The 24,954-nt window shown below is 55.5% G+C and carries 24 protein-coding genes and 6 pseudogenes; 11 read left to right on the forward strand and 19 right to left on the reverse strand.

Features of this window, described 5'->3' with window-relative positions; genetic code table 11:
- Positions 1 to 368: 368 nt before the first annotated feature.
- Both Hhyl6_RS23290 and Hhyl6_RS23295 read left to right on the forward strand, forming a co-directional pair.
- Positions 369 to 854 carry a helix-turn-helix domain-containing protein gene (locus Hhyl6_RS23290; protein WP_483741592.1) on the forward strand — a complete coding sequence of 162 codons (486 nt, stop codon included), beginning with the start codon at positions 369 to 371 and terminating at the stop codon, positions 852 to 854.
- Positions 832 to 1,515: an IS630 family transposase gene (locus tag Hhyl6_RS23295; RefSeq protein WP_483741664.1), complete on the forward strand. Its 684-nt coding sequence runs from the start codon at positions 832 to 834 to the stop codon at positions 1,513 to 1,515. Before Hhyl6_RS23290 ends, Hhyl6_RS23295 begins: the two co-directional genes overlap by 23 nt.
- A 37-nt stretch (positions 1,516 to 1,552) precedes the next feature.
- On the opposite strand, the pseudogene Hhyl6_RS23300 reads toward Hhyl6_RS23295, so the two are convergent.
- The 3 genes and pseudogenes from Hhyl6_RS23300 to Hhyl6_RS23310 form a co-directional block, all read right to left on the reverse strand.
- Positions 1,553 to 1,884: pseudogene (locus Hhyl6_RS23300) on the reverse strand (transposase); the annotation flags it as partial.
- Between the two features lie 11 nt (positions 1,885 to 1,895).
- Positions 1,896 to 3,025, reverse strand: a protein-coding gene (locus Hhyl6_RS23305) for an IS630 family transposase (RefSeq protein WP_483741593.1) whose coding sequence is annotated in 2 segments (ribosomal slippage) — positions 1,896 to 2,590 and positions 2,590 to 3,025 — 1,131 coding nt in all. Because the reading frame shifts where the segments join, the coding sequence is not laid out codon by codon here.
- Positions 3,026 to 3,262: 237 nt separating this feature from the next.
- A pseudogene (locus tag Hhyl6_RS23310) lies at positions 3,263 to 3,641 on the reverse strand (hypothetical protein); the annotation flags it as partial.
- A gap of 923 nt (positions 3,642 to 4,564) precedes the next feature.
- Here Hhyl6_RS23310 and Hhyl6_RS23315 point away from each other — a divergent pair.
- Positions 4,565 to 4,880 (forward strand): annotated as a pseudogene (locus Hhyl6_RS23315) (RNA-guided endonuclease TnpB family protein); the annotation flags it as partial.
- A gap of 195 nt (positions 4,881 to 5,075) precedes the next feature.
- Positions 5,076 to 5,593: pseudogene (locus tag Hhyl6_RS23320) on the forward strand (IS1595 family transposase); the annotation flags it as partial.
- On the opposite strand, the gene Hhyl6_RS23325 reads toward Hhyl6_RS23320, so the two are convergent.
- Together Hhyl6_RS23325 and Hhyl6_RS23330 are read right to left on the reverse strand one after the other, a co-directional pair.
- Positions 5,586 to 6,569 (reverse strand): formylglycine-generating enzyme family protein, encoded by a 984-nt coding sequence (locus Hhyl6_RS23325; RefSeq protein ID WP_483741594.1) that lies wholly within the window; start codon positions 6,567 to 6,569, stop codon positions 5,586 to 5,588. The pseudogene Hhyl6_RS23320 and the gene Hhyl6_RS23325 overlap by 8 nt on opposite strands.
- 744 nt (positions 6,570 to 7,313) lie before the next feature.
- The gene (locus Hhyl6_RS23330; RefSeq protein WP_483741595.1) at positions 7,314 to 8,096 is read right to left on the reverse strand and encodes an IclR family transcriptional regulator; all 783 of its coding nucleotides are present in this window, start codon (positions 8,094 to 8,096) and stop codon (positions 7,314 to 7,316) included.
- A 584-nt stretch (positions 8,097 to 8,680) separates the two neighbouring features.
- Between Hhyl6_RS23330 and Hhyl6_RS23335 the strand changes: the two are divergent.
- From Hhyl6_RS23335 to Hhyl6_RS23350, 4 genes and pseudogenes are all read left to right on the forward strand, one after another.
- Positions 8,681 to 9,953, forward strand: a pseudogene (locus Hhyl6_RS23335) (RNA-guided endonuclease InsQ/TnpB family protein).
- Positions 9,950 to 10,324, forward strand: coding sequence for a RidA family protein (locus tag Hhyl6_RS23340; protein WP_483741596.1), 375 nt, complete (start codon positions 9,950 to 9,952; stop codon positions 10,322 to 10,324). The pseudogene Hhyl6_RS23335 and the gene Hhyl6_RS23340 overlap by 4 nt, the downstream one beginning before the upstream one ends.
- 1 nt (position 10,325) lies before the next feature.
- Complete coding sequence (locus Hhyl6_RS23345; protein ID WP_483741597.1) at positions 10,326 to 10,964, forward strand: HAD family hydrolase; 639 nt, start codon at positions 10,326 to 10,328, stop codon at positions 10,962 to 10,964.
- A gap of 731 nt (positions 10,965 to 11,695) precedes the next feature.
- Entirely contained in the window at positions 11,696 to 13,135 is a 1,440-nt protein-coding gene (locus tag Hhyl6_RS23350; RefSeq protein ID WP_483741598.1) for a sulfatase-like hydrolase/transferase, read from the forward strand.
- Between the two features lie 260 nt (positions 13,136 to 13,395).
- Here the strand turns inward: Hhyl6_RS23350 and Hhyl6_RS23355 are convergent, their stop codons facing one another.
- Complete coding sequence (locus Hhyl6_RS23355; protein WP_483741599.1) at positions 13,396 to 14,742, reverse strand: anaerobic sulfatase maturase; 1,347 nt, start codon at positions 14,740 to 14,742, stop codon at positions 13,396 to 13,398.
- A 234-nt stretch (positions 14,743 to 14,976) separates the two neighbouring features.
- On the opposite strand from Hhyl6_RS23355, the gene Hhyl6_RS23360 reads away from it, so the two are divergent.
- Both Hhyl6_RS23360 and Hhyl6_RS23365 read left to right on the forward strand, forming a co-directional pair.
- Positions 14,977 to 15,441 carry a nucleoside deaminase gene (locus Hhyl6_RS23360; protein WP_483741600.1) on the forward strand — a complete coding sequence of 155 codons (465 nt, stop codon included), beginning with the start codon at positions 14,977 to 14,979 and terminating at the stop codon, positions 15,439 to 15,441.
- 234 nt (positions 15,442 to 15,675) lie between these two features.
- Positions 15,676 to 16,355: pseudogene (locus Hhyl6_RS23365) on the forward strand (IS6 family transposase).
- A 210-nt stretch (positions 16,356 to 16,565) separates the two neighbouring features.
- Here the strand turns inward: Hhyl6_RS23365 and Hhyl6_RS23370 are convergent.
- The 4 genes from Hhyl6_RS23370 to Hhyl6_RS23385 form a co-directional block, all read right to left on the reverse strand.
- Positions 16,566 to 16,796 (reverse strand): DUF8129 domain-containing protein, encoded by a 231-nt coding sequence (locus Hhyl6_RS23370; protein WP_080510856.1) that lies wholly within the window; start codon positions 16,794 to 16,796, stop codon positions 16,566 to 16,568.
- Positions 16,797 to 16,882: 86 nt separating this feature from the next.
- A complete protein-coding gene (locus tag Hhyl6_RS23375; protein ID WP_483741601.1) occupies positions 16,883 to 17,542 on the reverse strand; it encodes a helix-turn-helix domain-containing protein in 660 nt (219 codons plus the stop codon).
- Between the two features lie 40 nt (positions 17,543 to 17,582).
- The gene (locus Hhyl6_RS23380) at positions 17,583 to 17,861 is read right to left on the reverse strand and encodes a DUF7389 domain-containing protein (protein WP_008524600.1); all 279 of its coding nucleotides are present in this window, start codon (positions 17,859 to 17,861) and stop codon (positions 17,583 to 17,585) included.
- A gap of 19 nt (positions 17,862 to 17,880) precedes the next feature.
- Positions 17,881 to 18,285: a DUF6166 domain-containing protein gene (locus Hhyl6_RS23385; RefSeq protein ID WP_483741602.1), complete on the reverse strand. Its 405-nt coding sequence runs from the start codon at positions 18,283 to 18,285 to the stop codon at positions 17,881 to 17,883.
- Positions 18,286 to 18,407: 122 nt separating this feature from the next.
- On the opposite strand from Hhyl6_RS23385, the gene Hhyl6_RS23390 reads away from it, so the two are divergent.
- On the forward strand, positions 18,408 to 19,772 hold the full coding sequence (locus tag Hhyl6_RS23390) for a restriction endonuclease (RefSeq protein ID WP_483741603.1): 1,365 nt from the start codon (positions 18,408 to 18,410) through the stop codon (positions 19,770 to 19,772).
- Positions 19,773 to 19,785: 13 nt separating this feature from the next.
- Here Hhyl6_RS23390 and Hhyl6_RS23395 read toward each other — a convergent pair whose 3' ends face one another.
- From Hhyl6_RS23395 to Hhyl6_RS23435, 9 genes are all read right to left on the reverse strand, one after another.
- Complete coding sequence (locus Hhyl6_RS23395; protein ID WP_483741604.1) at positions 19,786 to 20,358, reverse strand: hypothetical protein; 573 nt, start codon at positions 20,356 to 20,358, stop codon at positions 19,786 to 19,788.
- 58 nt (positions 20,359 to 20,416) lie between these two features.
- Entirely contained in the window at positions 20,417 to 21,487 is a 1,071-nt protein-coding gene (locus Hhyl6_RS23400) for a metallophosphoesterase family protein (protein WP_483741605.1), read from the reverse strand.
- A gap of 78 nt (positions 21,488 to 21,565) precedes the next feature.
- A complete protein-coding gene (locus Hhyl6_RS23405) occupies positions 21,566 to 21,961 on the reverse strand; it encodes a DUF7567 family protein (protein ID WP_483741606.1) in 396 nt (131 codons plus the stop codon).
- A gap of 77 nt (positions 21,962 to 22,038) precedes the next feature.
- Complete coding sequence (locus Hhyl6_RS23410) at positions 22,039 to 22,404, reverse strand: DUF7568 family protein (protein WP_424005435.1); 366 nt, start codon at positions 22,402 to 22,404, stop codon at positions 22,039 to 22,041.
- Between the two features lie 3 nt (positions 22,405 to 22,407).
- Positions 22,408 to 22,899, reverse strand: a complete 492-nt coding sequence (locus Hhyl6_RS23415; protein ID WP_483741607.1) for a DUF7995 family protein — start codon at positions 22,897 to 22,899, stop codon at positions 22,408 to 22,410.
- A 102-nt stretch (positions 22,900 to 23,001) separates the two neighbouring features.
- Positions 23,002 to 23,424, reverse strand: coding sequence for a DUF8025 family protein (locus tag Hhyl6_RS23420; RefSeq protein WP_483741608.1), 423 nt, complete (start codon positions 23,422 to 23,424; stop codon positions 23,002 to 23,004).
- A 75-nt stretch (positions 23,425 to 23,499) separates the two neighbouring features.
- Entirely contained in the window at positions 23,500 to 24,162 is a 663-nt protein-coding gene (locus Hhyl6_RS23425; RefSeq protein WP_483741609.1) for a DUF6735 family protein, read from the reverse strand.
- Between the two features lie 68 nt (positions 24,163 to 24,230).
- Positions 24,231 to 24,611: a hypothetical protein gene (locus Hhyl6_RS23430; protein ID WP_483741610.1), complete on the reverse strand. Its 381-nt coding sequence runs from the start codon at positions 24,609 to 24,611 to the stop codon at positions 24,231 to 24,233.
- 106 nt (positions 24,612 to 24,717) lie between these two features.
- Complete coding sequence (locus Hhyl6_RS23435; protein ID WP_483741611.1) at positions 24,718 to 24,906, reverse strand: DUF8012 family protein; 189 nt, start codon at positions 24,904 to 24,906, stop codon at positions 24,718 to 24,720.
- Between the last annotated feature and the right edge of the window lie 48 nt (positions 24,907 to 24,954).

A 24,954-nucleotide genomic window follows, 5' to 3' on the forward strand; every position in this document is an offset into this window, starting at 1 on the left:
TACGATCTGTTTCAATCTATCTCGGAGTCTGCATCTCGCTATGTCTGTTTGTTCTTAGCACAGAAATAGCTCACAGAGACATCAGATAGATGATAATCAGGTGTTACAATTGTAAGATTGTAATGCTGTAGAGAAATATTAGTTGCATTCGTCTTTACCTAATACCCAAACCTCGTTTCGCAGCTGTAATGAGCGTCTCCTACAGTATCGACTATTATTGAGGAATATTCCGTGCATCTTCACTCAACTGCTCCAACAATAGCAGTGATGAGTAACCGAGAGATTCACCGTATTTATCCACGATGAGCTAAGTGTAGCTTCAACCGTGACAGTATAACGTCATCTCCTCTGAGCGCGTATCTACAGGAATGGGAGGAAAGAAATATATCGTCGAACTCAGCGAGGAAGACCGCAAGACGCTCGACTGGTTCATTTCCACCGGTGAACGGAGAGCCCAAGACATCACACGCGCACGCATCCTTCTGAAAGCTGACGACGGACTCACTGATGCGACAATCAGTGAGCACGTCGGCTGTCACCCACAGACAGTCCACAACGTCCGTAAGGACTACACCGAACGAGGGCTCGCGGCGATTCATCGCCGCAAGCCCGACCGGGAGTACGAACGCAAACTCGATGGGAACGCCGAAGCTCACCTCATCAAACTTGCTTGCAGCGAACCACCAGAAGGACACGCACGCTGGACGCTCCATCTCCTTGCCGAGGAACTCGTTACCCTCGACGAGATCGACTTCGAGTCGATCTCTCACGAAGCCGTTCGACAGCGGCTAAAAAAACGCCCTGAAACCTCATCTCTCCAGTTACTGGGAGATACCGCCCGAACAGGACGCTAAATTCGTCTACTACATGGAGGATGTTCTCGACCTCTACCACGAACCGTACGACGAAACACGTCCGATCATCTGTTTTGACGAATCCAGCAAGGCACTGCGTGGACACGAACGCGACCCGCTCCCGGGCCAGCCGGGAGCGGTCGCTCGTGTCGATCATCGATACGAACGCAACGGGAAGCAACGCCTCCACATCTCGACCGAGCCGTTGACTGGCTGGGTGAACGTCGAAATCACCGAGAAGAGACGTACCATAGAGTGGGTTGACCGGATGGTCGAGCTCGCGGATGTTCACTACCCGGATGCGGACTGCATCCGGGTTGTGATGGATCAGCTCAACACCCACAAGCCCGCTGGGTTCTATCAATTCTTCCCGCCAGATCAAGCGAAAGCGTATCCTGATCGGTTCGAGTTCCACTACACGCCCAAGCGTGGGAGTTGGCTGAACATGGCCGAGATTGAGATTGGCGTCCTCAAACGCCAATGTCTTGATCGACGAATCTATCACGCAGCAACCCTCCGAGCGGAGGTCGCTGCGTGGCAGAAGCGGCGAAATGCTGTTAATCGACCTATAGACTGGCAATTCACCACTGACGACGCTCGGATCAAGCTAGGGCAACTCTATCCAGTCGAGATTGAGGAAGAGTTACAAATTCAGAGTTGAAGCTACACTAAGCGTGCGATTGGTAAGTCGTCGCTCAGTTCTCCGGCGTAAACACACTTTCATCATCTGCTTCCTCAGTGACTAGGTCTAACAGATCACGCCGCACCGGCAGTGTAGCGATTCCGCATAAAACAGGGTTTCCACGACAACAAGGTACCTCGTGTCGTACTTGTCCAATTCGTACTGTGTCCCCAGCTCACGGAATAATGTTTCTACCTCCCACCGACACCGATGGAGCGTTGCTAAGTGCGACGGTAAGAACTCAACTCTCGGTAGATTCGTGATGTAGAGATGGTAATCGTCGGCGCCCGAAACTTGGACGCCGACTTTCCGAATACGCTTCGTATCTAGCGACCGCATTTCATCGTACTAGTGCCGCTTCAAGCGTGATTTGTTGGATATAGCTGACGGAGTTTGATACGTGCATCCTCAGTGGTGAACTGCCAGTCGATAGCTGACTCATCCTCATTTCGAGTGCGCTCCCATGCAGCGACCTCCGCACGGAGGGTCGCTGCGTCCGGAATACGTCGGTCGAGACACTCCGTAGCGAGTGCACTGAACTCTATTTCAGCCATGTTGAGCCAGCTACCGTGCTTGGGTGTGAAATGGAACTCTAACTTCCCGAGCAGACGGCGTGCTTCCTTCGGTGGGAGAAACTCGTAGAATGCGTAGGCTTTGTGCGTATCGAGGTTGTCGAGCACCACCCGGATGCAATCGGCATCCGGGTAGTGCTCATCGACGAGTGACTGCATTTGCTGGACAAACTCTTGCTTGCGACGGCGTTTTGTCGCCTCGACGTGTCGCCATCCGACGAGCGGCTCACTCATCATGAAGAGGTTCCGTGTGCCGTTTCGTTCGTAGGTGTAGTCGTACCGAGCGACCGCTCCCGGTTTCGCCGGGAGCGGGTCGCGGACATGCTTGTGAAGCGCCTTGTTACTCTCATCGAAGCAGACGACAGGACGGGCCGGGTCGTACGGTTCGTGATAGAGGTCGAGAACGTCCTCCATCCGGCAGACAAACGCGGCGTTTTCGCCGGGTTTGATCACCCAGGATTTTGATCGGTGAGGGTGTAACCGTGTTTTTTTAGCACCTGTCGGACGGTTTCGTGAGAGATCGATTCGACGTCGATCTCGTTGAGGGCGACGAGATGTTCAGCCAAGAGATGAAGCGTCCATCGAGATCGTCCTTCCGGTGGGTCGCTACAGGCCAAAGCAATGAGGTGAGCTTCTTCGCGCCCATCGAGTTTGCGCTCGTAGACACGGTCGGCCTTGCGGCGATGAATCGCCGCGAGGCCGTCCTCAGTGTAGTGTTTCCGAATACGTCCAACCGTGGCTGGATGACAGCCAACGGCTTGACTGACCTGGTCGTCAGTCAAGCCGTCATCGGCGTGCAAGAGACATCGTGCACGCGTGAGAACACGTGTTTTGTGCGTCCCTGCGGCTAGCATGGCTTCGAGTTCAGCTCGTTCGTCGGCGGAGAGATCGACAACGTACTGTTGGGTTCGTGGCATGATGGGCTTCAGACACAGCTGAATACTAGAAAGACGCTCTCTACGGCGATATAGTTAGCAGTTCAGGACTGAAGCGGCACTAGCCTTGGTTGAACTACAATTCGACCTCCACATCCATGAATCTCCGTGAGAGGCCATCAATCATGTCGTGGATCTGGTCGCCCGCCTAGAGAATAGTATGGTCCCGCCATTCCCATTGTCATCATCTGACACATACTGCTCTATATCTGACTCCCCCCAGTAGCAATCGTTTTTATCGACCAAATAGAAATGCCGATACTTGGAGTAGACCAGATCGATCAGGACCAGCCATCCGTACAAGTACGAGCCCCCTTGAACAGCGTGCTGTCGATCGCGACATCAGCAAGGTCACAGAGATTCTCTGGGAGAAATTGAATCAAGTGGTGGTAGAAGCCGCTGGAGGGATTGATTCGTCGACTACCGAGTATAGCTGTGTCTAAAGCCAGAGAGTATTCAGCTCTCGCCTCCGGCAAAGCCAAATACGAGCGCCCACACAGGGTCCAGAATTAGAAGTTTGCTGTTTCGATCGATTATGCCAGGTTTCTTGGCGTACTCTTCGGAACTTGGAGGGAAACAATGTAGTAAGCCGGCGCATGTTTCTTGATGAGGAAGCTTTGATGTCCACAGCTGTCGTCTCCTCAGTCCTCTTGAAAAGAAGCATCGTTACCCCCTGCTGACAGATAGTGCTTTTCTTAGCTAAAAACGGACATATTAGATGCTATATCAGACACTTAGGAATGAATACGCAGTTTCAAGACCATCTGGTAGATTTTCACATCTAAATAGCCTTATTGTCTAGTGAGATTTGTGGTAGATTGGGTTTATCAAAACCGTTCTGCGTTGATTGTTGTGTATACCTCATATATACAAAAAGTTATGAAAACATAGGGGTTTTGGTTGATATAATCATAATCTCTTTCTTTTAGATATAGGACTACAAGACTACTAGTTCACACCAAGAGGTCGAAGAAGAGTTCTCCCAGAACGTAAGTAGTTGCTGTTTATACTGGCACACTATAATCCAATCAAAATTATATGTAATTATTGATGTTAGAATATATTGTATGGTTAATTACTCTATTTTATCACTTTATAATAAGTCTTCTTCCAAATATGCTATTAGTCTGTGGACGATTAACTATTCTAAATGATGTATGTGTATATACTCCGATTAAAATTTATTAAATATTGGTTGGTTACTACTCCCATAGAGCCGATAGCTCTGTGATCCCACTAACTCTCACCAGGACCCCATTATGGACACGAAAGCAACCGTCATGCGGTCACTTTCGACAGCTGCTTCCGTTCGGTGGGTCGCAGTCATGAATTTGATTTCAAACAAGGTGGAATCCTTCCCTTCGATTCAACGGCTGGATCCATTTCATAGGCGGTACGAGACGGATACTCCGACCCTTGTAGTCGGGAGACGAAGCCAACAACCAATGCTACAAACCACGTTGCGGTGTCAGTCCAACACCCAACCGTTCAAGTAGCACAAGCCAGATTCACGAAAAGACAGTGGAATACTGGCGCACCGGCGTTATCAAGCTCGACCCCCGAAGGAGCCATCAACTCTCTTCGAGATGCTGTCGTGCAGTTCAAACACTGCGCTAGCTCCGCCAGCGAGTGATGTTGGCACGGCGTCGACAGATACCACATCACCTCGAAAGCCAAAACCGAACGTGACCTTTACGACCAACTCCGCGACAAAACCGTCCTGACTGCGAAGGTCGTTCAGAAAGGGATTCAGCGGCCTGTCGGAGCCGTCAAAAGCGGTTCCGAACGCCTCAAACGAAACGCAAACACTTCACAACCACACTTCTCGGCAGATAGTTTGGGTACGAGACACATGTGGACTACAACGCCTCAAAGAACACCGGTTTGCAGTATCTTCGCCGTTGGCAAATTGCAGACGACGGAGGCGCACCCGTAGATGTGCACTTGAATCGTGGGACGCTGAATGTGAGCGGGAAGTCTGTCCCCCTGCCTCTGTTGAGGCATGAACGGGAATCCACACGAAAGTCTATGTCAGGTCTGTTCGGGCTACAAAGGGCAAGAGCCGCCGCGGAACAGCCGTTCTCGCGGACGCTCGTCGAAGACAGGCTGCTCGCGCTGGCGAGGTCGTCACGGTGATCAGCTGACGCTCGTCGCGGCATGCCGCGACTCTTTTCGTGTGGTTCGCGGCTAACTCGGCATCGATTATAGCGGGGATCTTGAACCAGTAATCCAGGTGGCTGAAGACCTCTCCCAGCCGCTGGGAAAGGTTTGGACCGACGGACTCCAAGCCTACCGAGAGATGGAGCGTGACCACCGAACGGTCATGCACAAAGAGACGTAGTATCGCCAGAAGGCGTCCATATTAACCAAGCCGAGTGCCTGTTTTCGCTCGTCTAGCCGTGGCTGTGGAAGTTCCGCGGCCTGTCCAAGCGGGGCTTGGAACAGGCCACTCACACCTTCGGCATCGTTCGGTCACTCACTTTGGCTGGCGAATCCACCGATTCAATCGTTGATTGTCTCGTTATCGGATCTTTCCGCAGTTCTACATAAGAGCGTCGACGACACACCGAAAGCCAATATTGCCCGTTGAACTGTCAGGCGTGTTTTTCGACCGTGCAGCCACGCGGTAGCGATTGCACCACGAGCGATGACAGAGATGCGATCCCCCCCGCATCACCTTAGTCTCCCCGTCGTCCGGGCCAGTCGGGTTGGTGTGGGAATACGCCTTGGTCGTATGGTAGTCGGTACTGAACCAGTCAGCACACCACTCCCAGACATTCCCCGAGACGTTGTAGAGACCGTACGCATTGGGTTCGTACTCGTCCACAGGAGCTGTCCCGATATACCCATCGTCTACAGTGTTTTGCTCGGGAAACTCCCCCTGCCAGATATTACACCGGTGCTCTCCGTTCGGGCGTAGTTCGTCCCCCCAAGGATAGCGCTTCTGTTCTAACCCGGCGCGCGCAGAGTACTCCCACTCCGCCTCCGTCGGTAGTCGCTTGCCCGCCCACTCGGCGTACGCGGCCGCGTCCCGATGAGACACATGGGTTACCGGATGAGTGAGGCGATCCGTATCGATGACGTCGGAACTGGGGCCCTCCGGACGGAGCCAATTCGCTCCCTCGACAGCGACCCACCAGGGTGCTTCAGCGACCGAGTCCATAATGTGCTCCCGGTCAGCGTCCGTAACGAAGTCCTCAAAGACGAACGACCAGCCGTAGCGTTCGGCATCGGTCGTATAACCCGTTTCGCGGACGAACACCAGAAATTCGGCGTTCGTAACGGCATGCCTGTCGATATAAAACGGGTTAAGTTCCACCTCTCGGACCGGTCCCTCACCGTCCTGCGGAAATCCCACGTCATCATCGGTCCCCATTAGAAAACTGTTACCACCAAGACGGACCATTCCATCTGTGCGCTCCTCGTCGTCGGTCGCCGGGTCAGTGCTGATCGCCCCATCGCTCGCCACCACAGTCCTTTCGGTGCTCCGAGATGCGGCACAACAGGCGGGGTCGTCTTCAGTCATATCCGGGGGATTGTACGAGGACCCACCTAACGCTTGCGTCGAGTCGCCCGCGTAGTTTACACCAGACGGACTGTGCGGCCTCTTGACTTTCTCACACGGCTGAAGCCGTGGAATTCCCCTCGCGGATCAGTCGAAGCAGTGCCCCTTGTCGATCTCATACTCGAAAGCACTGGTCATGTCGTCCGACATTAAGAAGCCGATTCCCGGTTTGTCTGCTAGTTTCACTCCTGTCCAGCAGGTTTGGAAGACCTATGGGCATCCGTTCGCGCAGAGAATGCGAGAGGTGACAGAGCTCCGCGGCCTCGTCACCCGGGTCGATCACGCCACAGTGGTGGGTTCGCGAGCAGCCTGACCTCAGTCTCCAGAGATGCATGCTCTCGTGACGCCATGAGTGGCCACGGTACGCTGATAGTGCTCATCTCACCGAAGCCACCAAGATGGTAATATCGGAACGGAGGAGGTCCACACGGCGAACTCGTGGTGTCCGGTATGACTCACGATGACCGCGGCCAGGAGGCCGACGGTATCCCGTAGGCCGGCGACCTCTTCGAGGACCCCTACACAATTGGGTTCCCCGTACCAGGAAATTGGCCGACGCACTTCTCGAGAGCGCGGCCAAGCGGACTCGTTTCTCAACCGACCACGGCGATTCAGTACTGCCTCGAACGACAGCGAATGCAATGGCTCCGCTACCGTTCAGTGCGTCCACGGAGTTCCAACGACTATCGGCTGAGAAATAAAGAACTATCCGACAATCCTATTGTGATGGTAGTACCGGGTCCGCTCCTCAATTTCGTTTTTTGCATATCCGAGTATCTCCAGCAAGTTCGCCATATATAGTGATGTGAACCTGTCACGAGAGCCAGTGATACCAAGCGAGCCGAGAACCTCTTGTTTGTCGTCAAGTATTGGCACCGCGATCCCTCGAACACCACGTAGGTACTCTTCATCGTCAATTGCATATCCATGGTTACGAACCCGTTCCATACAAGTTTCGAGTTTTTCTCGGGTGTCCAACGTCTTCTCTGTCCCCTCTGGAAGCCCATGCTTCTCAACTATTTCGCGGCGCCGATCCGCCGGAAGATTGGCCAGTATCGCTTTCCCCAGCGACGTCCAGTGCATGTACGTATGGTTCCCGACAGGTATCTCGTCCCCGGTAGCCTTCTTGCCAGAACTCCGGTACACAATAACGCGCTGTCCATTCTCTTCAATGGCGGCGACGGCGATCTCCCCTGTTTTCCAACTGAGTTCTTCGACCTTGTTGCGTAGCAAGCGACTGGCATCCAGTTGATGACGGACACTGGCACCGTGTTGGAGAAAGCGGAACGACCGACGGTATTCATTCGACTCTTTGACTACGTAGTCCCGCTGCATTAGTGTATTAAGGTGGGTGAACAGCGTGCTGGTGGGCATGTTAAGGTCGGTAGCGAGTTTGGACAGGATGACTGGTTCGAGTCGACTCAGCGCCAAAAGAATGTCGAGAGTCGTTTCGACCGATCTGATAGTCCTGTCTGTTTGCTCTGGCATAGCCTAGGTTATTCAGAACAAGCTAAAAGGATTTCCTCAGAGAAGATAATATTTCCAGCTATGCCGAAAGAGGAGTATTGCACGTTCTCCGCATGTTATAATGAATGTACCTTCGTTATTCCTGCAGAACCAGCTGTTGCAGAACGTGACAGCAGGACACACGTCTTAGTCGGTCTACTAGCCTGTCCAAAAATCCAAATTTTAGAAGGTCCAAAGCCATCTAAGAATTTTGAGAGGGGGAATTCATACATCATGGTGCTCTGTACAGTATGCTCGGAACCCGTCCAACTATAGCTATGAACCAATGTTCGGTTGGACTTAGCCCTCTCGAAGGACCACTTATACTCACTCCGTCAGATAGTACTCTTTGTGTCCGTATACTGAGTGCAAGACAAAACAACCGACTCGATTGTTTCCTTACAGTATCTACTTCTTCGCTTGATTCGCAACAGCATTTATAGAAAATGTGAGGCGAAAACCACGGCTTTAGCTGTGGAATGAAGTCGACAACTCAGAACCAAACCACACTACTGCGGCAGGCCGATACCCCAACTCTTAAGAGTTGCTCTACTCACATATAGAGTATGGATGTGCGGCGCACTGTCCTCGTTGTACTTGACGTGAATAGCGACGACGCCGTACCCCTCGAGGACACCGTGGATACGTTCCTCTGATCGGTTCAATACGTCGTTGACCACGCTTTCCACGGCGAGTACGTCACCACCAGTAAGACGGCGCTGGATGACGAAACTTACGACGAGGTACGCGAGAAAACAGACGGGTTCAACGGTGGCCTTGTGTAAGCCGCTCGGAACAAAGCGGCAGAGGCCTGCAAGAGCGTCGTCGTACGCTGGAAGCAAGACAAGAAAGCCTCCAAACCCCTATTCACCAGCCCACACGTCGTCTACGACAAGCGTACCGCGACGTTCCACGCCGACTACGTGAGTCTCACCACCACAGACGGTTGAATCAAAGCCGAGTACGTGCTACCCGATGAGGACAGCGACACACCGCACTCCGACTACCTATTCTTCGAAAAGTACGAAAACACGAGTGCGGAACTGCAGTACAGGGATGTGGAGTCTGACACGTCGGCATAGGCAACACCTGAGAACGGAACGGTTCTCGGAGTTGATCTCGGCGTGAACACCCTCGCCGTCACCTCGACAGGCACGTTCTGGACGGGCGAGGAGTTCGACCACTGGCGGCGTGAGTACGAGAACCGTCGTGGGTCCCTCCAACAGTGCGGAACACCCTGGGCACACGAGAACATCCAATCGGTCGGTCGGAAAGAAGAAGAAGGGCGGTTCAAGCTGATGGTTCTCCGCATCAGCAACGACCTTGTTGCGGATGCCCGCAAAAACGGGTGTTCGGTCATTGCGTTCGAAGAGTTGACTGACATCTGCGAGCGGACTGGGGTATCGCGGGGCCACAAATGGGCGTTCGACCGCCTGTATGAGTACGTTGAGTACAAGGCCGAAATACATGACATCAAGGTCGAACAAGTTACTCCTGAGAACACGTCGAGGCGGTGCTCGCATGTGGATTCACGCACCAAAACAACCGCGACAACGAGGACTTCGAGTGCCTCAAATGTGGGTGCGAGAACCATGCGGACTACAACGCCGCGAAGAATATCGGCTTGCGGTATCTCCGTCGCACCCAAACTGGAGGCGACGGAGGCGAACCCTTAGGCATGCGCTTGAACAGCGGGACGCTGAACGTGAACGGCGATTCTCTGCCTCATCCGAGGCCAGAACGGGAGTCCACGCTGAATCCCACCGCTTTAATGTGGGTAGCTCAATAGCCATAGGTGGAACCCCTAGGGTACTCGACATGGACGAGGTTATACTATGAAAGAGATTGTTACTGACGACGCACCGGATAGCATCGGACCATATTCGCAAGGAACCGTAAGCGGGGACCGCATCTACGTCTCCGGACAAGGTCCGGTCGATCCCGAGACCGGCGACGTCATCGATGGGACGCCTGCTGAACAGACGCGACGAACGTTAGAGAACGTCGAAGCTATCCTTCGAGCGGCCGATGCGTCGCTCGATGACGTCGTGAAGGCAACGGTGTTCGTAAAGGATATGCGGTACTATGACGAGGTCAACGAGGTCTACGGGGAGCTGATGACCCCGCCATATCCCGCCCGGAGTGCCGTCGAAGTCGTGAAACTCCCAGTCGACATCGACGTTGAAATCGAAGTCGTCGCCGAGCAGTGAAATGGCACGACTCGTTGTTTTCGACTTGGACGGCACCCTCGCTCGACAGCGAGGTGGGTTCGACCTACTGCACACACTCTACGGGACCACTCCAGTCGGCGATGAGCTGATGGCTGGGCTCGAATCCGGGGAGCTGACGTTCACGGAGTGGTGCCGGTCGACAGTCGACGTGTGGGCGAACGCGGGCGTCACGGCCGAGGATATAGACCGAGCGACGCGAGCAGTCAAGCCAAAGCGAGGTGCAGAGGCGGTTCTGGAGACGTTGAGGAACGAGAACATCCCGTTCGGCGTGCTCACCGCTGGGGTGGGTAATTTATCGCACCGCTTCGAACAGTACAGTCCTAGATTCGTCCGTGGGAATATGCTTCGTTTCTCGGACGGCCGGCTGTCAGGAATCGATGTCGGTGTTGGCCCGTCAGAGAAGGGAGAGATCCTGCGAGAGATTCGCGAACAGCAGTCGGGCATCGATATAACCTATGTCGGAGATTCACACACTGACACGGAGGCGTTCGTTGAAGCGGATACTGCAGTCCTGTTTCATCCGGACGAACGCGTCCCAGATGCGGCTGTGGCCGCGGCGGACACGACAGTCGACTCCACCGACCTCCGTGACACTTCCGAATTCCTCTTCGACAGCTGAGTGCGATAGGACGCCCCGATATCTCCCGTCCTTCTCGTCGAACAATGTTGACAGTGAACCGATGACGCAATATCAGAGATAAGGTCGCAATTCATAGGTATCAGCAGACTAGTTCATAGTTTCTCTCGTCGTGTGGTTTTCGTGTATCTCATTTTTCTCGTGAGAATCTCCAAGCATCAGTACTGATCCCTATCAGTTCAGAGTATTGTGTCGGTCAGGCGTAGCGTCATCGGCAGAGGTTCTTCGTGGTGTGTCTCACAGGAGAAAATGGCCTCTGATCGATGATAGTGAGCAGCGGATTCCATGAATGGTGAACACACCTCCGTCTCCAGTGATTTGCGGACAGAGCGATTATTCCGATCTGAAACGGTACCATATGTTGTCCCGGGTGATGTTCGTCGACAACGAGTCTAGATGGTCGGGCGTCGGCATAGCGCTCATCGATACTGGTCTGTCTCCGACGGCTGCGACGACGAATCGGCCGCTCCGGACGTCCTCGACGACAGCATCAATATTCGGCTATCTTTACTGTCCGTTGCGGGACTTGTCCACGCAAGTCGATCGAGCGCGTCTCTTCGGTTCTGTGTGGTAGTGCGAAATTCTTCGCTATGACCCGAACTCTACTCTTGCTCGATTTTTGCCGCGTGCTCAATCGGAAGACCGCCATGAGTCGGACAACTTCCCCAACGATCCCGCCATTTTTATGCTAATTCATCACTTCCCATCCGGGTATGGCTGACCGACCGAACGTGGTCCTAGTCGTAACAGACACGCAAGGGTTGAATGCCGTTGGTAATCTCGGTGGCGCCGGCGAAGGCGTCATCGATACGCCAACGCTCGACCGACTCGCCGACGAGGGTGTTAGCTGTTCGAACGCCTACGCCGGTGCGCCCGTCTGTGGACCTTCACGCAGTTGCCTGTTTACTGGGCAGTACCCCCATAACGCCGGGAGCTGGACAAACAACGTCATGCTCTACCAGGGTGTCGAGACTATGGGAACCGCCTTTCGGGAGGCCGGGTACCGGACCGCCTATGTTGGGAAGTGGCACCTCGACGGTGACTATCACGGCGACGGCGTCGCACCTGAACCCTACGAGCAAGAGTACTGGTACGACGGCGAGAACTACCGTCAGGACATGGGCGACGAGTTCTTCGACTGGTGGTGGTCTGACGGAATGCTCGATAACTACAATGCTGAGCACCCCCCGGAAGCGCTTCGAGAGAAGGGCATCACCCGTGAGGACATCTGGGGCGGTCGGATCGTCGACCGAGCCCGCGAGTTCATCAATGACGTGGACGATCAACCCTACTTTCTCGTCGTCTCCATCGATGAGCCTCACGAGCCGAGCCTCTGCCCACCAGAATACGCCGAACGGTACGTGGGGGACCCACCTGAACTTCCTGACAACTACGAGACAATCAAAGAGCTCGAAGACAAGCCCGCCCACCACCAACGCCGTGCCGAGGAGTTCCTGAATGGCGAATTCTTCATCGACTCGCTGTCGGACCCGGAATCGGGCGTCATTCCTCGGCCGGTATACTTTGGCTGTGCGGAGTGGGTTGATAGCGAGATTGGCCGCCTTCTCGAGACGGTCGATAACCACGACCGTGAGAACACCATTGTGACGTTCTCCTCTGACCACGGCCACCACCTCGGCGCCCATGGACTGGATAGCAAGTGGGCTACGGCGTACGACGAGACTGTCAACGTCCCGCTGGTGTTCCGGTATCCCGCTGGCCTGCCGGCTGGCGAACTCCGTGAATCCATCACCTCCCATGTCGACCTCCGCTCGACGCTTGTCGACCTCGCCGGTCTAGACGCTGACTTAGACGTCGACGGCAAGAGCATGCGACCACTGCTCGAGGAGGATGAGGCGTACCGTGACTCGGCGCTGGTCGAATACCACGCCTTTGCTAACGATCGCACTGGCGATAACGGGTTTCTTCCCCTCCGGGCGCTTGTCACTGAGACAGATAAACTAGTTCTCAACCTCCTCGAAACAGACGAGTTCTACGATCTAAAGGACGACCCCGATGAGGTAACGAACCGGATTCAGGACCCTGACTATGCCGAGCGACGGGATGCTCGGTTCGAGGATCTCACCGATTTATTTGAGAAAACTACGGACCCGTTCTATGGTGGCCACTGGGACGACCGGCATTGGAACTGAGAAGCCCATCGATTCCCCGACTTATCTGTGAGTTGCTCGCCGACGGAGTTTTCAGGAGTTCGAGGCGGATACTTCGTGGCTTGACCCGAGGCGGTTCGTGTCGGGGGCCTCTACGATTGAGCTTTGAGGGAACGCCGGCCTGCTGATCTCTATCTTGCTTGGAGATTCCAAGGACATCCGGTCATGGGGACAACTGACTCCGTAAACGCGGTCGCAGATCAGATTAACATACGTTACGCTACCCTATAATTTGTTTTCGATCAATCAAGACTGCCGACAGCGTTACTGACAGTTGAGAGTGAGATTTCTAATTCAGCTGCTCGTTTAACAAGACCTAGATAGGGCTGAATGTAGGTGAAAAAGCGGCGATATCCTGCACAGAGATAATTGAGTCCGGATTCGCCATCGGGTGTCGTCAGGAGCCAGTTTTTCGGACAGCCACCGTGACAGAATTCCCTGACATTACAGGTTCGACAACGAGATGGAAGCCCGTCTCGCTTGTATTCGCCGAACTTGCGCTGTTCAGGTTCCTCGACCAATTCAGCGAGATGAGTCTCGTGAATATTACCGCGTTTGAATCCAGGGTTGACGAAGTGGTCACACGCATAGATATCACCATTATGATCCATGGCGACTTGCGAACCGCACGTCTCTTGAAAGAGACATAGATTTGACTCACCCCGCAACAGCTGTTCAAGACTCTGATCAAAGATTTGGACCGATATCTCGCCAATGTCGTGACGAATCCATTCATCGAATATCGTACACAAGAATTCTCCGTAGAGTTCTGGGTCGACACTGTGATCGGTCACTGGGGCTGCTCTGCCTGCCTCTACGACCGCCGCATACGCTTTGTCATGGTGATCAACCGTCCCGCCACGTTCACGAACCCAAGTCGGTGCCTGGTGACCAATCTCTGGGTTCTGATGAAGTACATCCGATCTATCATCGCTATATGTCTCCAACCCGGATGTCTCGACTGGTTCGACAAGTGGGATAAACTGGATCCATTCCAGATTCTCTTTTTTGAAAAATTTATAGACGTCGATCGGATGCTGGCTGTTTACTGAATTGACGACGCATAGGGCGTTATGTTCGACATCGTATTTGTCGAGGAGTGATAAGCCGTCCATCACCTGCTCGAAAGTAGCACTCTTAGCCCTGGTCCTGCGGAATCGGTTATGGAGTTCGCGTGGCCCGTTAATACTGATCCCAACAAGGAAATCGTTCTTCGAGAGGAACTGACACCATTCCTCATCGAGGAGCGTTCCATTCGTCTGGAGTGTATTCCTGATTTGTACTGAAGCGGGTGCATATTTCTGCTGAAACTCGATCACTTTTTGAAAGAAGTCTATACCGAGTAGCGTTGGTTCACCACCTTGCCAGGCAAACGTAACGATGGGGCCAGGTTGACCTTCGATACACTGGCGGACGTACGTCTCGAGTGTCTTGTCGGACATTACGAAATCTGACCGCTCCGGATAGAGATCCGTTTTATCAAGATAAAAACAGTACTCGCATTCGAGATTACACGTTGGGCCGTTCGGCTTTGTCATGACGTGAAACAGGCGGTTGGCGGACACATCAAACGGTGAATTAAGAGGCATACCGAGAACAGATATGTTCCGTTGCTAAAGAATGTATTCCAGAATATCTTTGGATGGGACTCTGATTTGAGTGATATTAGTCTGTTCTCCAAGATCTAAATCCATATTTTGACGATAGATGTAACTGGCTGTCTCAGTGCAGTGGTCACAGTGGTGCAGGTCGCTAGTGACATCCTCCTGCTATTAATCCATGTTCCCAACAAATACTTCATGTGTACAGGCTAGGATACAGCTGTGACTACTCCCAAATTCGATGAATTTGAAGACGAGGCACATATGCGCGAAACTTTCGATCTCGCACGTCAAGCTGCTGCCCGTGGCGATGAACCGTTCGGCTCCGTGCTTGTCCGTGATGATACAGTCATCATGAGTGACTCTAACCGTGAAATTACTGAAGATGACATCCGGCGCCATCCTGAACTCCATCTTGCGTATCGTGCGTGTCAAGAGTACAGCGCTTATGAACGAGCAGCAATGGTGATGTATACAAGCACTGAACCCTGTCCGATGTGTGCAGGCGGGATGGCGACAGCTGGGTTCGGACGCGTGGCCTACAGTGTGGGAAGTGATGAAATCGCAACATTCACCGGAAACAAGCCAACAGTTCGATCCACGAAAATTCTGGAAAGAGTCAGCGACGTCGTCGGGCCGCTATTGAACGAGGAAGGGCGCCAAATACACCAAGAGTACGACTGGTGACCACGCGAGAAATTATCTGGTGAAGTAGGGGCATGGGTGGAACATAAGGGGATTTCACTGTTTGACTATCTGCCTGATTTTGTGAACAGTACATATCCACAACTTCGGAGGATGGATTTGATTCGTGCCTGCTGTTTATTGTATGTGGCTATAAAATCGGATACGTCTGCCGATTCAGGGCACTGTCTAGTTGAGCGAGTTTGAGAAGCGAGGAGGCCGTAGCGAGAAGTGTCCATGCAACTCGCAGACCTCCTCAGAGAAACGTTGAACGAGGACAATGAAGACGTTTGGGAGAACGAGCGCACCCCGACACCCGTCTGGCGGTTTGGGGTGCGTCTCCACGCGGCGGGGCTGTCGATCAGGGAGACGTTGCTATCTTAGACCTGCTGGGTGTTGATCGCTCTCATGGTGCAGTCTGGAATTGGGTTCATACACTGTCTGAAGCTCAGAGCGACCCACCGACGGCGGAGCCGTCGCAGGTCGCAGTCGATGAGAAACAGATCGAGGTTGACGGCGAGAAAAGGTGGCTCTACGCCGCCATCGACACAGAATCGAAGCTGTTGCTCGAAGTTAACGTGTTCAGCCGCCGCGGGACTGACCCCGCGGCAGCGTTCCTGCATCGACTCACCGAAAAACACGATCTCGACGATACAGTGTTTCTCGTTGATGCTGGCGGCTATCTGACTGCCCTCTCACGCCACGATTTGAGCGGTCGGCTTGACTACCGAATCCGGAACCACATCGAAAAGTGGTTCCAGACCGTGACCATACGAATCGACCGCTTTCACTCCTTCTGGAGGGGCAGTCAATCCAGCGCAAAACAGTGGCTACGACGCTTCAAACACCATTACAACCACGAACGACCGAATCAAGCGCTCGACGGGAAAACGCCAGCTGAGGTCATTCAGAACTAGACAGTGCCGGTTTGGTTTCTACATATTCAGCTCGGTAATCGGTTTACTGAGTGTCGAAATCACCGTAGACCTGATTGTTGGTAGCCAAGCGGCTCGATCATCTACGAGTCATCGTTATCTGGGTTATTTACCGCGTGGAAATCTGATATGCTATCATATCCCCTCCGGGATATGGACGATCTCGGGCATATCGCTCATTTGACCCCGCGGTCAACTATTGCAATCGTCCTGTGCGCGGATTTCGCTGGCCCGATCTTTGAGCTGGCGAAGAATCTGGACGCGCTGCTGGTTCGCGTTCTCGTAGGCGACGCAGGCTCGGAGCGTCTCCATGTCGTGAATCGTCGCGATACCAGCATTGATGAGTCGGGTGTTTGGCGGTTCAAGACGCTGTTCCGGTGTGAGACCGTCTGATTCGACGGATGAATTCAACGAATCGCTCATTTTTGTTCGCCTTCGCTCTCTCAAGGCGACAACAAACAGCGGCCAGGCCACTCCCAGTCGAAGAAATTCCTTGTCAGAACCCCAAGTCAGTTTGGACGGTAGTTCGCGTCAGTGTCGACGCTGTCGTACATGCGGCCGAGCATGTCGAGCGCTGACTGGAAGTGCGCGTAGTGCTCGTTTGCGAACGCCACAGTTTCTTCGAGTGGGATGACGGGCCGTCCGTCGACCATCTCGGCCTCGATCTGTGGCCGCGGCTTGAGTACCACCTGTATCGAACCATCGAGGTCGGCAGCGGGCAGGCGTTCTTCCGCAGTCGGGATTTCGAACCGATCGAAGAACGCCGTCCAGGCATCGAGGTCAGACTCGTGGACGGCGATGAACAGCGGATAGTCCTCTGGGTCGCGAGCGACCTGGTAGCCACCGCGGGTCCAGACGTAGACCGCATCGATGCCAGTGTATGCATACTCCATCCCCGCGAACTGCGGGAGGACATAGGCTTCTGAGATCGACGGTGGCGAGATGTCTGCTGACGCCGTCAGGAACTCGAGACCGGCGTCTCGGAACGTCTGATCGATGAGATGAAGCCCATCGTCGCCCGCGACGTATCCCGCCTCCTCGAGGCGATTCACGACGCGACGGATCGTCTCCCGGTTCTCGTCGATCTTCCGCGCGACGCCTGAGATGGAATCGCCCGGGTCAAGCGCGAGGATGACCTTGAGTTCCTTCTCACCGCACACTTCGTACATCCTTTGGTTACACAATTCTGTGCAATAGTCAAAAGAAGTACTATTCGTGTGGGTCGGCTGGCTGGATCTGGCGAGTGTCCTCAGCGAGGTCGTGGATATACTCGCGGAGGGTTTCCATATCCTCGCGGGCGTCTTCGAGCGTCTTACCCTTCACTTTGGCCGTGATCTTGTCTTGATCGCGGGTGCCAGTACCGCGAGTGAGTTTGACGGTGAGTGAGACGCCGACATCGCTTCGCTCGACGTACTCGGTTGGCACCTGACGCTCACGGTTCTGTTGCGATTCTGAGTCCGCACGAGGCTGCTGAGTGTGTTCTGACATTGATTGCGCTCTGTGATCGTTAGTTGACGGACGGTGCGACTGGGTCGTCGACTATCTCATGAAGGTTAGCATCTATCTCGCGTCCGGTGAGTCGCCAGCAGCCGTCGGGTCCTGTACACTCTAGCTGGCTCACTACTTCGGTCTTGAACGCCTTGTACTCCGCAAGCGCTACCTCCTCATCGTCGGTGTAATCGAGCAGGAGGGCGAGTGCGAGTTGGGCCGGCCCGCTGCCACCATATCCCCATTCGAAGCCCGAAGGACTGTGATTCGCCAGCTCGAGACTCCGCTCTGGCGTGAGCTGTTGTTGGTCTGATTGCTTCTCGACGATGGCGCGGCCTCGACGACGGTAACCGACGTAGATGACGTCGGGATCAGCCGTGGTCCGTGACTGTACGTGTGAGCGTGGGTCGCTGATTCCACTCATAGGTTGGTTCGCGGGAGGCTCGTTTGATCACCCCCGCACCCCTCTCGGGGGTTCAAAAACAGGACGTAGCTGCGTTCGGCAACGTATTTGACAGTTGCAACGTACTGTCCAGGTATATCGGGATGGCTGTACTGGACGATCTCTCAGGGTTCGAGTTCGAGGACGTGATAGAGGACGTCTTCCGCAATCTCGGCTACGAGAACGTCCGTCAGGCCGACCGAACCGCCGACGAGGGTCGCGACGTCATCATGGAGGAGGTCGTCGACGGCACGCGGCGCGCGATCATCGTTGAGTGCAAGCACACGGGGACGGTCGGGCGACCGGTCGTCCAGAAGCTCCACTCAGCAATTGCGACGTTCGACTTCGACGGCCCGAAACGCGGGATGGTCGTCACGACCGGCCGGTTCACGAATCCCGCCCAGGAGTACGCGCATCGACTCCAGCAGAATGACGATCCCCATCCAATAGAGCTGCTCGATGGCGAGGACCTCCGGGACATCGCCGACGAGATCGGCCTTGACCTCTACAACGGGCGCATCGAGATTCTCTGCGACGAGACGCTCCGCCCGTACGACCTGGCCGCCGACGTCGACGCGACCGTCGCGGAGGCGTTCCGCGACATCGAGAACATCGAGGCTGCCGACCTCCCAGAACCGCACTCATCGGTGACGTTCCGCCCGGTGGTCGCGGTCACCGCGGACACGAACGCCGTCTTCGAGACATCGGTGGGCGTCATCCACCGGATCAACGACCGGACCCGATTCGTTGCCCACGCCGAACGCGGGCAGCCGCAGGTCGTCGATGAAGATGTCGCGACGCTGGTCACCGAGAACCACCACGCGACGGTCGACCTCGACGCCGAGCAGTTCGGAGAGGTGTTCGACGACGTCGAGGAGAACCGGTTCGGCCAGACGCAAACGGAGTACAAGGAGTGGGCCGTCGAGCGGCTCCAACAGCACCACACGACGACGGTCACCTACACCGGCGACAACAACGTCACGTACAACAAGACCTGCGAGCCGAACCGCTCGGACATCTCGGTCCAGTCGATCGAACTGGTGTACCTCCCCGAGGTTCGACAGACAACGGAACTCCAGGAGTACACCTACCCCTACGAGTACTACGCGGCAGGGCCGTCCAGAGTAACAGACAAGGACGGCATCCATCGGTGCGTCCACTGTGACACGAGCGGCGTCGACGAGACGTACACCCACTGTCCGAACTGCGGGGCAATCGCCTGCTCCAGCCACACCAAAACGGAACGGTTGGAAGGCGAGCCGATTTGTACTGGTTGTGCGGTCACCGAACGGTTCGCGCTGAAGACGAAGTACTTCTACGACGACCAGAACCTCGAGGCGTTCCGCGAGGAGTACGCCGCAATGCCACTCCACGAGAAGGCGATGGAGAACAAGTTACTCGCTGGAGGGAGCGTGGTCGCGACGCTTCTGCTCGTCGTCGGCCTGCTCGTCATCGGCGGCATCATTTAGACCGGTCGCGTTCTCACGCCGGTTCAGCAACTAGTTCTTCGAACGCGTCCTCCAGTGGGCCGTGGAACTGCCAGCTGGCCCGCTCGAAGGCCTCGTCGGTCGGACCGTCCCAGCGGGGGAACGCGGAGTGACCGCTCACCTTGATGATCCATTCGGCGGGCTCCTCGAACGAATTCCGTGTGGGGAGTTCGACGACGTAGAGATACTCCTCGTCGCCGTGGATGCCGTCGGCCGGATTCTCGATGCCGTGACCCAGCAGGAACAGCGGCTGGTCGAGATGCTCCATATTGGTCGGATCAAGGAGGTCTGCTGGCTGCGCTGCGTCGATCGTTCGCTCTGGATCACCATCCAGATACAGACTGACCGTTGAGAGCTTGTCGAGGAACACGAACGCCGCTGCCGTGTAGGCCGGTCCACTCTCGGCGCGGGTCGCATCGAGCAGTTCCTTCAGTCGGACGAGATCCTGAAGGACGCTCGTCGGGTAGCCGTCAGAATGCCGGTACACCTGTGCGACCCGGTCCGCATCGTTTGGTTCGTCGTCCTGATCGACTCGTTGGACGAATCGGAGTTGACTTCGTGTCGACATCAAACACCGCCGGTGCGTGTGCGCCGGCACCCATCGCCGGCGCAATAACAACCAGTTCTCAGAGAAGGTGTCGTGTGATGCCGTCAATGCCGCTCTCAGTCACACGGAGGAGCCACGTTGACGGGTTGTTGTCTTCTTTCCCGCTACTGATTGGTGCTGGTGCTCCGGTAACAAGGACGGGCGTTTGGAACTCATCAAGCGTGCCCTGTTGACCGACGTGCATGTGCCCGGAGACGATGAGATCAATTTCAACGGAGGTTTGTTCAATAGCCTTCCGAAAATCTGCTCCCCTTTTTTGATGTATGTGGTACCCGTTTTCACTCCGGACAGGGTATGGAGTATCGTGGACGACCAATACATTCGCGTTTGAAAGTACTGATTGAACCGAGGCTTCGAGCGGTTCGCCCGGGAAGCTATCGTGACTGTAGTCGATCCCGAATAGCGTAACGTCTGTTTCCCCTACTGATTCTCCATTCTTCGAGAGACGCTCAACCTCTGACGTATCATTAGTTGCTCCATCAACTGTTCGACGGCTAGCAGGCTCATCGTGGTTCCCGTAGATGTAGTAGAACGGAATATTGAGCTCTGAGTTGAGAGCGTCTATCACAAAGGACCGGTCTGCCCCGATGGCAACGTGATCGAAAATGTCCCCGGCGTGGACAATGGCATCAGCGTCTAGGGTATTGGCCTGATCCATTACCGCTTGGAAGCGACCACGAGCGTCGAGATCTTTAGCACCTTTTGCTTTCTTATCACGGCGACGATGCCGATAACCGACGTGTGTGTCGCCGACAATCAAGAGTCGTGTTGCGGTGTCATCGGCCGGACCGAGTTCAGTTACTGTCAGATCCTTCGTACTGTCGAGCTGGTAGTGTCGACTTCCACCCTGTGACCAGTACCTTCCTCGCACGTCTTTCAGTTCGTACCGGTGACCCTCGGTAAGCGAAAGGGAGAGAGAATGCGTCGACCAGATTTTAAGAGAGATTGTATGTCCGTCTGCATCCTCGACTGTAACTTCAAAATCGAGTTTGTTACTGCTGGAGGGCGAGACCTCTCGAACGAGGACTGTGATAGGATTAGAAAGACGGTCATTACGAGGGAGATCATCTCGAGTAAACATTAACTTCATAGACAGATGGCAGGACCGAGTACTTAATCGATGCGAGTACTCTCTGTGACTCGGTTTTAGATTTGCAGCAGTGCTTCGCTAAGCCAAATGAGAGACCTCCGAAGGTTCCTCGACATCGTCGAACTCACCACGTTCGACCGGCTCCCAGTTCTCATCTGGCTTCGGACTCCACCAATCGACCTCATAGTCGCCTGGGGCACCGAGGACCTTCACCCGCGCCGACCCATCCGGAAGATCGCGACGGAGCTTCTCGTCGACGTGGAGGTTCCACGTCGAATCGGTGTCGAAGCAGGCGAGGACGGCCTCCTCGTAGCCACGTGTCTCCCGTGACTCTTGCAGTTTAACCTGCGTATTGCAGTTCTTGCAGAACATCCCCTCGAAGGGGATGTGACTGAATATCTCGTGCCCGCAGACCGGACACCAGAGGAACTCGAACAGTGCTTCACTGTGGCGGTCGATGACTTCCAGACTCATCTATGGATCTGGCCCGATTGAGACGGGCCACCCATTCCGGCCCAAAATAAACGTCACCACAGATACGCTCCTATCAATCAGCGCTCGGCGCCGTACACGATTCGCGAGGATGCTTCGTACCCACAGTTCCGACACTCGAACCAGCGCTGAATCTTCGCACCGTCAGCCGTTTTCCCACCGATTGCCACGTCGCTGTTCGGACACTCGGGACAACTCAGTTCGGGCGCTGGCCGTTCCCGGAGCTCATCACGGAACGATTTCGCGTCCTTCGTCTCGTACCCCCGCGACCACACTGGGTAGCCGTCGACGAGGATTACGCCACGCCACTTGTAGCGGTACGAATCCGGTGCTCGGTGTAAGACCGCCCGAGCGCCGGTCTCGGTATTCCGGTATGCGAGTGTGGGCGTGCGGCTCTCACGTCGCCAGTTGGTGATCCGGGGCATCTGTTAGAAGTGGACGTCTGCGGGCACGATCCAGAGCTCTTCACTCTCCTCCAGCACTCGATCCAGCTGCTCACGGTGACGGATACCGTTCGCATATTCGTTGTACAAGAAGATCGTTGGCCCGTCGTAGGCGCCGACTTGGTGGAAGGCGTGCCGAGCGAGATCTTCGTCGCGCATGATCTCCTCATCGGAAAGTTCGTCAAGTGCCTCCCTCACCCGTTCGAGATTCCGCTCGAACTCCTCTTTCGTCGCCTCCCAGCCACGCTCAAGCAGGTCTTGGCCGTCATCGGAGTTGACGGGGGCTGCAGTCGGCAACTCACCCCATCGCGCCTTCCCCGCAACGGACGTATCCTCCTCGTCGAACGTCACGTGGTAATCGAAGACGGCGCCAGCGTGTGGGTCCGCGCCGACCAGGCGGTCGAACACCGTCTTTCCGGTGGATAGTGCTTCGTCTTTTGTCGATGCTTCTACCAGACTGTAAATGACCATGTGCATCTCGAACACCTCGAAGCGCCGACGCACCGGGAGTCGTTGCTCGCTCCTGCTGCGCCGGCACCCATCGCCGGCGCTCGAAAAACCTGATCTAACGGTCGATTCTTAGGACTCGTTCGCTCGGTCGACTGTGATGGTTAGATCGCCCGACGCGTAGTCGGCCTCGAAGTCGACGGTGAACGCATCCGAGTCGTACGCGACGTGGTAGGCACGGTGTCGTTCGAGTGACCCCGTCGCCTTGAAATGGAAGAACGCAGCTGAGGTGTAGGGCTTGCTCTGGGTCTCGACCTGCGTCTCGACAGAGGCCGGGAGCGCGATTTGTGGTGTGTCCGTGTCGATACTCGCAGTGAATTTCTTCGCTTCCTCGACGGTCGCCTGCGAATGTGTTGGCGTCTTGCCAGTTAGCACGTTCACCGGCGTCTCCGTATCCTCGGTGAACAGGACATCGTGGAAGGTGCGCGTCCCGAGGACTGCGGCGGGACCTAACTCGCAATCGTGGAATGGATCTTCGTCTGGATTCTCAGGCATCAAATCACGAGCCTACGATGGGGCTCAGTCCTTTCTGCCCCAGAAAAACCACCATCTGCTTCGACGCAAATCGCCCTACGAGCGGCTGAGTGTCGCGTCCGGAGACGGTGATTCACCGCCTGGGCTACGCAGTTCCTGGCGGTTCCCGACCCACTCGCCGAGTTTCTGCTTGAGGTACTGGCGGGCCGTCGACTGTGTGAACACACCCTTGTCGACCATATCGCCAACGACGTCTTTCAGTGCCCGGAACTGCCCCTTCAGATGGCCGTCGCCGACCGGCTTGCCGTCGTGCCATCGGACGGTGGCGAGCGCCCCGTTGCCGACTGTCTCGTCGTGGTCGACTGTCTCCGAGTCGTACTGTAGGCCGAACCACAGTGTCCGGTAGGCAGTCACCTCGAAGGTCGGTGACACCACGTAGAACGCCTCGTGATGGAGGTAGTCGAGATGGTCAGCGATAATCTCCTCGAGCGTGAGGCCGGTGGCGCGGGGCTTCGGCTCGACGACCGTCGACGGGAGGTCTTCGCCGGCGAGGTAGCCGTCGACGGCATCTGCTTCGAGGCCATCGGCCAGTTCCGCCAGCAGCTGTTTCGCCCACTTCGAGTTGGTGTCTTCGCCACCGAACGGTGTTTCGGCCGAGATTCGGTGCTTGAGCTTGAGATTCGCTGCACCCCAATGAGAGTAGTGGAGCGTGTACTGTCCGTCAGTTCGTTTGTACGCAACGAGTGCGCGGTGGCCCATTGAACAATCACCTCGCAGGACGACCCACGACTGGATCGCCCCGCACCCCTCCCGGGGGACGAACAACGCTACTCGTCGATCGGGTCGGGGGAACTGAGGTCCGCGTACAGCACCTCACCGTCGCGGATGACGTACCGTTTCGCCAGCACGGGAAATCGGCACTTGGTAAATCCGGCTGTCTGGATGTCGAATTCTTCGTCCGGTTCGAGATACTCCGCGAGCGACCGGAGGAACTCGTGGGTGACGATGCCACCGTCGTAATCAGGAAGACCGTTCTCACGGGCCTCGTACACTTCGAAGCTGTCGTAGCCCCAGATAACGAGTTCGCCGTCGTCGTCCACTTCCCAGTTGAGCGTCCCGAAGCAGTGGTTCTCACAGAGCTGGCGGACGGCCTGTGGGTCTGTTACGAGCGCGCCGGTCGATGTCGTTGCGGCTTGGAGTGTTGCCATGGGTTGTTCTCGGGAGCGGTCTCGCGCCCCCGCACCCCTTCAGGGGGCAAACAACCGCTCACGCTGTGACGGCCACAGGACGATTCGCTGTCGACGCGTCGTGCTGTCAGGATTCTCCGTGTACGTCACCGTCCCTCGTCGTATCCGGTTGGGTGAGAAAATCCACCTGCTCGAGGAGCGTCGTCGCGGTGCTAATTCGCTCTCGATCAGCGGGCTCCAATTGGTCGATATCGATACTGGTGAGGCTGCTGAGCGCGCGGTGGAGTCGATAGCCGGGGGTGTCTCGTGGGTCCATATGTGCGCCTCCGCCAATTTACGGCGCGAAAAAACACCGGCGGGCAGT

The sequence above is a fragment of the Haloarcula sp. H-hyl6 genome (assembly GCF_056934455.1).

What these genes read in the sequence shown, in the direction of transcription:
- Hhyl6_RS23370 (WP_080510856.1), bottom strand. Translation starts at nt 16,796, where the DNA reads ATGAGCGATTCGTTGAATTCATCCGTCGAATCAGACGGTCTCACACCG.
- Hhyl6_RS23330 (WP_483741595.1), bottom strand. Translation starts at nt 8,096, where the DNA reads ATGCCAGAGCAAACAGACAGGACTATCAGATCGGTCGAAACGACTCTC.
- Hhyl6_RS23345 (WP_483741597.1), top strand. Translation starts at nt 10,326, where the DNA reads ATGGCACGACTCGTTGTTTTCGACTTGGACGGCACCCTCGCTCGACAG.
- Hhyl6_RS23385 (WP_483741602.1), bottom strand. Translation starts at nt 18,285, where the DNA reads ATGAGTGGAATCAGCGACCCACGCTCACACGTACAGTCACGGACCACG.
- Hhyl6_RS23375 (WP_483741601.1), bottom strand. Translation starts at nt 17,542, where the DNA reads ATGTACGAAGTGTGCGGTGAGAAGGAACTCAAGGTCATCCTCGCGCTT.
- Hhyl6_RS23415 (WP_483741607.1), bottom strand. Translation starts at nt 22,899, where the DNA reads ATGCACATGGTCATTTACAGTCTGGTAGAAGCATCGACAAAAGACGAA.
- Hhyl6_RS23350 (WP_483741598.1), top strand. Translation starts at nt 11,696, where the DNA reads ATGGCTGACCGACCGAACGTGGTCCTAGTCGTAACAGACACGCAAGGG.
- Hhyl6_RS23410 (WP_424005435.1), bottom strand. Translation starts at nt 22,404, where the DNA reads ATGCCCCGGATCACCAACTGGCGACGTGAGAGCCGCACGCCCACACTC.
- Hhyl6_RS23390 (WP_483741603.1), top strand. Translation starts at nt 18,408, where the DNA reads ATGGCTGTACTGGACGATCTCTCAGGGTTCGAGTTCGAGGACGTGATA.
- Hhyl6_RS23395 (WP_483741604.1), bottom strand. Translation starts at nt 20,358, where the DNA reads ATGTCGACACGAAGTCAACTCCGATTCGTCCAACGAGTCGATCAGGAC.
- Hhyl6_RS23380 (WP_008524600.1), bottom strand. Translation starts at nt 17,861, where the DNA reads ATGTCAGAACACACTCAGCAGCCTCGTGCGGACTCAGAATCGCAACAG.
- Hhyl6_RS23420 (WP_483741608.1), bottom strand. Translation starts at nt 23,424, where the DNA reads ATGCCTGAGAATCCAGACGAAGATCCATTCCACGATTGCGAGTTAGGT.
- Hhyl6_RS23290 (WP_483741592.1), top strand. Translation starts at nt 369, where the DNA reads ATGGGAGGAAAGAAATATATCGTCGAACTCAGCGAGGAAGACCGCAAG.
- Hhyl6_RS23355 (WP_483741599.1), bottom strand. Translation starts at nt 14,742, where the DNA reads ATGCCTCTTAATTCACCGTTTGATGTGTCCGCCAACCGCCTGTTTCAC.
- Hhyl6_RS23400 (WP_483741605.1), bottom strand. Translation starts at nt 21,487, where the DNA reads ATGAAGTTAATGTTTACTCGAGATGATCTCCCTCGTAATGACCGTCTT.
- Hhyl6_RS23430 (WP_483741610.1), bottom strand. Translation starts at nt 24,611, where the DNA reads ATGGCAACACTCCAAGCCGCAACGACATCGACCGGCGCGCTCGTAACA.
- Hhyl6_RS23435 (WP_483741611.1), bottom strand. Translation starts at nt 24,906, where the DNA reads ATGGACCCACGAGACACCCCCGGCTATCGACTCCACCGCGCGCTCAGC.
- Hhyl6_RS23425 (WP_483741609.1), bottom strand. Translation starts at nt 24,162, where the DNA reads ATGGGCCACCGCGCACTCGTTGCGTACAAACGAACTGACGGACAGTAC.
- Hhyl6_RS23340 (WP_483741596.1), top strand. Translation starts at nt 9,950, where the DNA reads ATGAAAGAGATTGTTACTGACGACGCACCGGATAGCATCGGACCATAT.
- Hhyl6_RS23325 (WP_483741594.1), bottom strand. Translation starts at nt 6,569, where the DNA reads ATGACTGAAGACGACCCCGCCTGTTGTGCCGCATCTCGGAGCACCGAA.
- Hhyl6_RS23405 (WP_483741606.1), bottom strand. Translation starts at nt 21,961, where the DNA reads ATGAGTCTGGAAGTCATCGACCGCCACAGTGAAGCACTGTTCGAGTTC.